At 64.8% G+C, this 8,550-nt stretch carries 7 protein-coding genes and 1 pseudogene; 7 read left to right on the top strand and 1 reads right to left on the bottom strand.

What is annotated here, in order from left to right:
- The 7 genes from EOC06_RS14855 to EOC06_RS14825 form a co-directional block, all read left to right on the top strand.
- The coding region (locus tag EOC06_RS14855) for an ABC transporter permease (RefSeq protein WP_164898583.1) at positions 1-738 on the top strand (738 nt) is incomplete at its 5' end.
- A gap of 25 nt (positions 739-763) precedes the next feature.
- Complete coding sequence (locus tag EOC06_RS14850) at positions 764-1,744, top strand: sugar-binding transcriptional regulator (RefSeq protein WP_127321031.1); 981 nt, start codon at positions 764-766, stop codon at positions 1,742-1,744.
- Positions 1,741-2,736 carry an aldo/keto reductase gene (locus tag EOC06_RS14845; RefSeq protein WP_128308128.1) on the top strand — a complete coding sequence of 332 codons (996 nt, stop codon included), beginning with the start codon at positions 1,741-1,743 and terminating at the stop codon, positions 2,734-2,736. The genes EOC06_RS14850 and EOC06_RS14845 overlap by 4 nt, the downstream gene beginning before the upstream one ends.
- Before the next feature lie 21 nt (positions 2,737-2,757).
- Positions 2,758-4,455, top strand: a complete 1,698-nt coding sequence (locus tag EOC06_RS14840; protein ID WP_128308127.1) for a glycerol-3-phosphate dehydrogenase/oxidase — start codon at positions 2,758-2,760, stop codon at positions 4,453-4,455.
- 14 nt (positions 4,456-4,469) lie between these two features.
- On the top strand, positions 4,470-5,288 hold the full coding sequence (locus EOC06_RS14835) for a class I fructose-bisphosphate aldolase (protein WP_206631191.1): 819 nt from the start codon (positions 4,470-4,472) through the stop codon (positions 5,286-5,288).
- A 22-nt stretch (positions 5,289-5,310) separates the two neighbouring features.
- Entirely contained in the window at positions 5,311-6,825 is a 1,515-nt protein-coding gene (locus EOC06_RS14830) for an FGGY-family carbohydrate kinase (protein WP_128308125.1), read from the top strand.
- Positions 6,822-8,438 (top strand): GMC family oxidoreductase, encoded by a 1,617-nt coding sequence (locus EOC06_RS14825; protein ID WP_128308124.1) that lies wholly within the window; start codon positions 6,822-6,824, stop codon positions 8,436-8,438. The genes EOC06_RS14830 and EOC06_RS14825 overlap by 4 nt, the downstream gene beginning before the upstream one ends.
- Positions 8,439-8,450: 12 nt before the next feature.
- Here EOC06_RS14825 and EOC06_RS42560 read toward each other — a convergent pair.
- Positions 8,451-8,550 (bottom strand): annotated as a pseudogene (locus EOC06_RS42560) (LysR family transcriptional regulator); the annotation flags it as partial.

Below are 8,550 nucleotides of genomic sequence, written 5' to 3'. Positions count from 1 at the left end.
GTCGTGTGTTTCTCGATGGTGGTCTCGGGGGGGCTGTTCCTCGCCGGCCTCGATCCCTGGACGGCAAGTCTGATCGGCATCGGTGTCAGCGCGCTGATCGGCGCGGCCATGGGCTTCTTCGTGACGGTGATAGGCCTCAACCATTTCATCACGTCGCTGGCGGCCATGGTCATCGTGCGCGGCATGTGCCTTGTGGTCACCAAGGGCACGCCGCTGTCGCTGTTCACCCTGCCGCCGGCTTTCAAGGCCATCGGCCAAGGCAGTCTCAACAACATCCCCTATGTCATCCTGATCTTCATCGTCGTGGTGGCGATCTTCGACTTCCTGCTGCGTCGCGCCACGGCCTTCCGCAAGGTTTTCTACACCGGCTCCAACGAGAAGGCCGCGCAGTTCTCCGGCATCAGGACCAATCAGGTGAAGTTCTGGGTCACGGTGCTGTGCTCGACGCTGGCCGGACTGGCCGGTGTCATCTACATGGCGCGCTTCGGCGCGGCGACACCGACCTTCGGCGCCGGCATGGAACTCAACATCATCGCCGCGGCCGTCATCGGCGGCGCCTCGCTCAATGGTGGCTCGGGCACCATCTTCGGAGCGATCCTCGGCATGGCGTTGCTGTCGGTGGTGACGAGCTCGCTTATCCTGCTCGATGTCTCGGTCTATTGGCAGGACATGATCAAGGGATGCATCCTGCTCGCAGCCGTATCGATCGATCACTTCCTGCATCGCAAGAAGTCCTGAACTCTAAAGGCACCGCAGCAAGACCATGGCCCCTCCCAACACCCGCGACGACATCGCCGCTGTTCGTCAAATGCACCAGGCGCTTGTCCTGCATTACGTCGAAGGCAAGACCCAGGCCGAGATCGCCGGGGAACTCGGCATCTCGCACGCGACGGTCAACCGGCTGATCAAGCGCGGCCACCAGCTCGGCCTCGTCGAGATCAAGATCAAGTCACCGATCGACCATCTGGTCGACCTGGAAGCACGGCTGGTTGCGCTGGGCGGCATCGAGCGGGCGATGGTGGTGCCGTCGGTCTCCGAGAATCCGCACACGGCCCTGCAGCGGGTCGGCGAGGCGGCGGCTGGGCTGCTGCTCGACACCATCAAGGACGGCGACACGATCTCGATCACCGGCGGCAAGGGCGTCAGCGCGCTGGTCGCCGGTCTCAAGCCGGGGCGCCGATACGACGTCGAGATCATTCCCGCAACCGGCCTGGTGCAGGGCAAGCACTACACCGACGTCAACCACGTCGCCTCGCTGATGGCCGACAAGCTCGGCGGCCGCGCCTATCAGATTCATGCGCCGCTGTTTGCCGACACCGTGCAGCAGCGCGAAATGCTGATGGGCATCAGCTCCGTCGCCGACGTGTTTCGCAAGGCGCGCGAGGCGGATGTCGCGGTGGTGGGTGTCGGCTCCATCCTAACCGACGATTCCAGCTACTACGACCTGCATCCGTCCTCGAATGCCGATCGCCAGGCGATCGAGAAGTCCGGGGCGACGGGCGAGCTGCTCGCTCATCTCATCGACCGCCAGGGCAAGCTCTGCAACTACTCGCTCAACCGTTCGCTGGTCTCGTTGACGCTGGACGAGTTCGCGACCATCCCGCGCTCGATCGGCATTGCAAGCGGCCCCAGCAAGGTCGCGCCGATCCTCGCCGCCCTGCGCGGCAACCATCTCGACACCATCGTCACGGACGAGGCCACGGGGCTCCAGATCCTCGAGCTGGCCGAACAGGAGGTAGCATGAATTCTCGACAGATCCAGCGGCAGATCGGCAAGTCCGGCATATCGGCGTCGGCCGTAGGCCTGGGCACCTGGGCGATTGGCGGGTGGATGTGGGGCGGCACCGACGAGAAGGAGTCGGTCAGGGCGATCGAAGCCTCGATCGATGCCGGCCTCAGCCTGATCGATACAGCGCCGGCCTACGGTCTTGGCCGCAGCGAGGCGATCGTCGGCACCGCCATCAAGGGCAAGCGCGACAAAGTGGTGATCGCGACCAAATGCGGGCTGAACTGGCATTCGGGCAAGGGCGGCCATTTCTTCGATCAGGACGCCAAGCCTGTGCATCGCTATCTCGGCGCCGACGGCATCGCCTATGAGGTCGAGCAGAGCCTGCGCCGTCTGGGCACCGACTACATCGACCTCTATATCACCCATTGGCAGGATCCGACGACCCCGATCGCCGAGACGGTGGCGGTGCTGGAAAAGCTCAAGGCAGCCGGCAAGATCCGCGCCATTGGCGCCAGCAACATCAGCGCCGAGGATCTTGGCCATTATATCGACGCCGGCCAGCTCGATGCGATCCAGGAGCGCTATTCGATGATCGACCGCGACCTCGAGAGCAGCCTGCTGCCGATCACCCGCCGCCATGACATTGCCACCCTCAGCTACTCGTCGCTGGCGCTGGGCCTGCTCACCGGCACGGTCGACCCAGAGCGCACATTCGGCGGCGACGACCAGCGCAAGGACAACCCACGCTTTTCCACGGCCAACCGGCAGAAGGTGGCAAAGCTGAAAGAGGCAATCGCCCCGATCGCCGAAAGCCACCAGGCGTCGATGGCGCAGATCGTTATCGCCTGGACGCTCGCCCAGCCGGGTATCACCTTCGCCCTGTGCGGCGCGCGCAATCCCGAGCAGGCGCTCGACAATGCACGGGCCGGCGAGATCACGCTTGCGGCAAGCGAGCTAGCGGCAATCGACGCCGCGGCAGCCGCGCATCTCACCGCGATGGATGCCTGAGCAAAAAAGGCAACAGCCCCGATGAACCGTAGTCATACAATCGCTGGTCTGCGCGACCGGCCTGATATCGCCGTGCTCGTCATCGGTGGCGGCATCAACGGCATCAGCGTCTTTCGCGAACTGGCCCTGCAAGGCGTCGATGTCGTGCTGGCGGAGAAGGGCGACTATTGCAGCGGCGCCAGCGCCGCCCTGTCGCGCATGGTGCATGGCGGCCTGCGCTACCTCGAAAACGGCGAGTTCAAACTGGTGCGCGAATCGCTGCTCGAACGCGACCGGCTGCTGAGGAATGCCCCGCACTATGTGGCTCCGCTGCCGACGACGGTGCCGATCTTCGACATTTTCTCCGGTCTCGCCAACGGTGCGGTGCGTTTCCTGGGGTTGACGCGGCGGCCGAGCCGGCGCGGGGCGCTGGTCATCAAGGCCGGGCTTGCCATGTACGACCTTTTCACCGCTGCACGGCGTTTGATGCCGACGCACCGGTTCAGGGGCCGCGCCGAAACCCTGAAGACATGGCCGGCGATCAATCCGGCGATCCGCAATTCGGCGACCTATTACGACGCTTGGGTAAGTCGGCCCGAACGCCTCGGCCTGGAGATGCTGCTGGACGCCATGGCGAGCGCGACGAATGCCCGCGCCTTGAACTACGCTCAGGCGTCGTCGACCGGCGACGGCCTTGTCATCACCGACACGCTGACCGGCGAAAAGTTGCCGGTGCGGGCGCAACTGGTCATCAACGCCACCGGCGGCTGGATCGACCTGACCAACAAAGCCATCGGGGCGGCGGCGCAGACTATGATGGGCGGCACCAAAGGCTCGCATCTGATCGTCGACAACGCAGAACTGTTCGACGCGCTCGGCGGCCACATGGTCTATTACGAGAACGAGGACGGACGCATCTGCATCCTGTTTCCCTATCTAGGCAAGGTGCTGATCGGCTCGACCGACATCCGGGTCGACGATCCGGACAAGGTCCGTTGCGAGGAGGACGAGCAGCGCTACATCCTGCAGTCGCTCGCTTTCGTCTTTCCCTCGATCAAGGTTAGCGATGACCAGATCGTGTTTCGCTTCGCAGGGGTACGCCCGTTGCCCGCCAGCGAGGACAGTTTTACCAGCCGAATACCGCGCGATCATTTTTGCGAGTTCGTAGAAGCGAGCGGGCATCTGCCGGCGACACTGTGCATGATCGGCGGCAAGTGGACCACCTTCCGTTCATTTGGAGCGCTGGCCGCCGACATGGCGTTGAAGCGGCTTGGGCTCGCGCGCGGCAAGGGCACGCAGGACATGGCCATCGGTGGCGGCCGCGATTTCCCCGCCGATCCGGACGCCTGGTGCGCGTCATTCGCCGCCGAGCATGGCCTGCCGGTCGAGCGCGCGCGCACACTTCTGCAGCGCTATGGCACGTCGGCCAGGGATTTCGTTTCGCACCCGGCGGGCGAACAGATGCTGCCGCGGTCGGACTATTCGGCAAACGAGATAGGGCGCATCATCGAGCGCGAGCAGGTCGAGTGCCTCGCCGACCTGTTCCTGCGCCGCACCACCATCGCCATTTCGGGCGGTCTCAGCTTCGACCTCGTCAATGCCGTTCTCGACATGCTGGCGGCGCACAAGGGCTGGAGCGCCAGCGAGGCCGCCACCGAGCGCGCGACCTTCCTCACCTTGCTGGCCGACCGGCACGGCATCGATCTCCAGACGCATCAAAGGAGCGCCCTATGCGCATAAACAAGAAAGTCCGCATGAACCGGCTGTTCGATGGCGGCCGCTGCCTCGACGTAGCCATCGATCACGGTGTCTGCAACGAGCCGAGCTTCCTTGCCGGGCTGGAAGACATGGCCGGTGTGGTCAATCAGTTGGTCAAGGCCGGCCCCGACGCCATCCAGATGAACTACGGCCAGGCCGATCTGCTGCAGGCCGTGCCTGGCAAGGACAAGCCGGCGCTGGTGATGCGCATCGACATGGGCAATCCCTATAACAGGATACGCCACCGGGCGATGTGGGCGGTGCTGCAGAACGAAGCCGAGCCCTTGCTTGGCGCCATCGAGATGGATGCGGCTTGCGTCGTGGTCAATCTGTTCATGCTGCCCGACGAACCCGACCTGTTCCGGCAATGCGTGCAGAACATCGCCCGCGTGCGCGCCGATTGCGAGAAATACGGCCTGCCGCTGATGATCGAGCCGCTGGCCATGCTGCCGGTCGCAGAGCATGGCGGCTACATGGTCGACGGCGATGCCGAAAAGATCGTCACCTTGACCCGGCTTGCCCGTGAAATGGGTGCTGATATCGTCAAGGCCGATCCGACCACCGATCCCAACGACTTCCACCGCGTCGTCGAGGCGGCGCGCTGCCCGGTGCTGGTGCGCGGCGGCGGCAAGGAGGATCTGCGTGCCGTGTTCGACAAGTCGGCCGCCTTGATGGCACAGGGTGCGCTTGGCATGGTCTATGGCCGCAACATCTACCAGCACGCCAACCCGAGCGCTGTCGTGCGCGGGCTGATGGCGATCATTCACGACGATGCCGATGGCGGCACGGCCTGGGATCTGTACAACCAGGCTTAGGCTGCGGCCTCGGGAGGCGCCAATGGCAAGCTATATCCTCGGTCTCGATGCCGGCAACACCGTCATCAAGGCCATCCTCTTCGACCTGTCCGGCCGCGAACTGGCATTCGCCGCCCGTGACGGCCGCTCGTCCATGCCAAAGCCCGGACATGTCGAACGCGACCTCGACGAACTCTGGCGCAACGCGGTTTCGGTCATCGGCCAATGCATCGCTGAAGCCGGCATCGACGCCGGCGAGATAGTCGCCATCGGCTGCGCCGGTCATGGCAACGGGCTCTACGCGCTCGATCGCACGGGCGCGCCATTGATCGGCATCCAGTCGCTCGACACACGCGCGGTCGGCATCGTTGCCGAATGGGCAAAACAGAATGTCGGCGACCGCACCTATGCACATTGCCTGCAACGGCCGTGGGCGGCGCAGACACCGACCCTGCTTGCCTGGCTCAAGCGCTTTTCGCCGGCTTTGTTCGCCAGCATCGGAACTGTGTTCCTGTGCAAGGATTTCGTCGTCAACCGCCTGACAGGTGCGCGCAGCAGCGACACTTCAGACATGTCGGGCTGCGGCCTGCTGCAGATGCAGGACCGCCGCTACGAGCCGGACCTGCTTGCCGCCTATGGGCTCGGCGATTGCATGGACCTGCTGCCGCCAGTGCTGGAATCGGCCGACATTGCCGGTCATGTGAGCGCGGAGGTGGCGGCCCTGACGGGACTGCGCGCCGGCACGCCGGTCGTCGCCGGGCTGTTCGATGTCGTCGCCAGCGCGGTCGGTTCGGGCGTGACCAGAACCGGCGCCGCATCGGTTATCGCAGGGACCTGGAGCATCAACCAGGTCATTACCGACGAACCGATCCGCGACCCTTCGATCTTCATGCTGTCGACTTTCGACCGCCAGCGCTATCTGGCGATCGAATCCAGTGCCACCTCGGCCGCCAATCTCGAATGGATCGTTCGAGAATTCCTCGAACATGGTGGCGAAGCCGGCAAGTCGCCGTTCGAATTGTGCAGCGAACTGGTGGCGTCCGTCGATCCCAACAGCGACATCCCGATCTATCATCCCTTCCTTTACGGCTCGCAGCAGAATGGCCATGCGCGCGCAGGCTTCTATGGCATCGCCGGCTGGCACAGCCGAGCCCATCTGCTGCGTGCGCTGTTCGAGGGCGTTGCCTTCGAGCATAAGCGCCATGTCGAGACCTTGCACAAAGCGGGCGCTGATTTCGACCAGGTGGTGCTGTCGGGCGGAGGCTCGCGCAGCAGCGTCTGGCCGCAGATATTCGCCGATGTGCTCGGCGTGCCCGTCACCGTGGCGCGCAGCCGCGAAACCGGCGCGCTGGGAGCGGCGATCGCGGCGGGCACCGGCGTCGGCATTTTCGCGGACTACAGCGCAGGTGCCGCCGCCATGACGGCGGCCGCCCGACATTTTGTACCCAACGAGGCGGTTGCCGATGCATATGCGGGACGGTATCGACTGTACGGCGAGATCAACCAGGCGATGACCCCGATGTGGGAGCGCATCGCCGGACAGCAGGCGCGCACGTGACCGAAGCTCCACCGTCCCCGTTCGGCAGTTACGACTATGTCATCGTCGGCGCCGGCTCCGCCGGCTGCGTGCTCGCCAACCGGCTCTCCGCCGATCCGCGCAACAATGTGCTGCTGCTCGAGGCCGGGGGCAGCGACCGCTATCACTGGGTCGATATCCCGATCGGCTATCTCTTCTGCATGGGCAACCCGCGCACCGACTGGATGATGAAGACCGAGCCGGAAGCCGGTCTCAATGGACGCAGCCTCAACTATCCGCGCGGCAAGGTGCTTGGCGGCTGTTCATCGATTAACGGCATGATCTACATGCGCGGCCAGGCAGCCGACTACGATGGCTGGCGTCAGGCCGGCAATGCCGACTGGGGCTGGGACGACGTGTTGCCCTATTTCCTCAAATCGGAAGACTATCACGGCGGCAAAGGCGCCATGCACGGGAGCGGCGGCGAGTGGCGGGTCGAACGGCAGCGGCTTTCATGGCCGATCCTTGACGCCTTCCGGGACGCGGCCGAGGAACTCGGCATTCCGCGCACCGAAGACTTCAACACCGGCACCAATGAAGGCTCGGGCTATTTCGAGGTCAACCAAAGGAAGGGCGTGCGCTGGAACACGTCGAAGGCGTTTTTGCGCGGCATAGCGGGGCGCAAGAACCTGCGCGTGGTGCTCGGCGCGGAGACCGAACGGCTCGAATTCGACGGCCGGCGCGTCACCGGATTGGTTTTCCGCCAAGGCGGCCGCCTGCACCAGGTCCGCGCTGGACAGACGATCCTTGCGGCCGGCGCCATCAACTCGCCCAAGCTGCTCGAATTGTCGGGGGTGGGTCGCCCCGACCTGCTCTCGGGCATCGGCGTGGATGTTCGTCACGCCTTGCCGGGCGTCGGAGAAAACCTGCAGGACCATTTGCAGATCCGCACCGTCTTCAAGGTCGCCAACACCGCCACGCTCAACCAGCGCTATCACAATCTGGTCAGCCGTACGTCGATGGGGCTGGAATACGCGCTCAAGCGCAGCGGGCCGCTGTCGATGGCGCCGAGCCAGCTCGGCATCTTCGCCAGGAGCGATCCGCGTCTCGCAACCCCCGACCTCGAATACCATGTGCAGCCGCTGAGCACCGACCGTCTGGGCGAGCCGCTGCATCGCTTTCCCGCGGTCACCGTCTCGGTCTGCAATCTGCGTCCCGAAAGCCGGGGCAGCGTGCACATGGGTTCAGCCGACGTGCGGGAGGCGGCGAAGATCCGGCCGAACTATCTTTCCACCGAGGGAGACCGCAGCGTGGCCGTCGCGTCGTTGCGCCATGTCCGCAGCCTGATGAAGGCCCGGGCGGTGGCGCGCTTTGCGCCGGAAGAGATGCTGCCCGGCACGCAGTATGACAGCGACGAAGAGCTCATCCGCAAGGCCGGCGATATCGGCACGACGATCTTCCACCCCGTCGGCACCTGCAAGATGGGTTCGGATACGATGGCGGTGGTCGACGACGGCCTGCGTGTTCACGGGCTTGGCGGGCTGCGCGTGGTCGATGCCTCGATCATGCCGACAATCGTCTCGGGCAACACCAACTCGCCGGTCGTCATGATCGCGGAAAAGGCAGCCGAGATGATCCTGCAAGAGGCCCGCTGACCGCCATCGGCTTCAAGCCGCGGCAACACCGCGCGATCGCCGTCTCTCGGCCGCCGCGAGCAGATCGACGAAGGTGCGCACCTTGGCGGGCCGGAACCGGGCCGGCGGAAAG

The sequence above is a fragment of the Mesorhizobium sp. M7A.F.Ca.MR.362.00.0.0 genome (genome assembly GCF_004023175.1).
In the GTDB taxonomy this organism is placed as follows: Bacteria; Pseudomonadota; Alphaproteobacteria; order Rhizobiales; family Rhizobiaceae; genus Mesorhizobium.
Note: the sequence above shows the minus strand (reverse complement) of the source record. Positions and strands in the feature narration are given on the sequence as shown.

Coding starts and splice junctions, on each gene's coding strand:
- EOC06_RS14840 (WP_128308127.1), top strand. CDS start 2,758: ATGAACCGTAGTCATACAATCGCTGGTCTGCGCGACCGGCCTGATATC.
- EOC06_RS14830 (WP_128308125.1), top strand. CDS start 5,311: ATGGCAAGCTATATCCTCGGTCTCGATGCCGGCAACACCGTCATCAAG.
- EOC06_RS14845 (WP_128308128.1), top strand. CDS start 1,741: ATGAATTCTCGACAGATCCAGCGGCAGATCGGCAAGTCCGGCATATCG.
- EOC06_RS14850 (WP_127321031.1), top strand. CDS start 764: ATGGCCCCTCCCAACACCCGCGACGACATCGCCGCTGTTCGTCAAATG.
- EOC06_RS14835 (WP_206631191.1), top strand. CDS start 4,470: ATGAACCGGCTGTTCGATGGCGGCCGCTGCCTCGACGTAGCCATCGAT.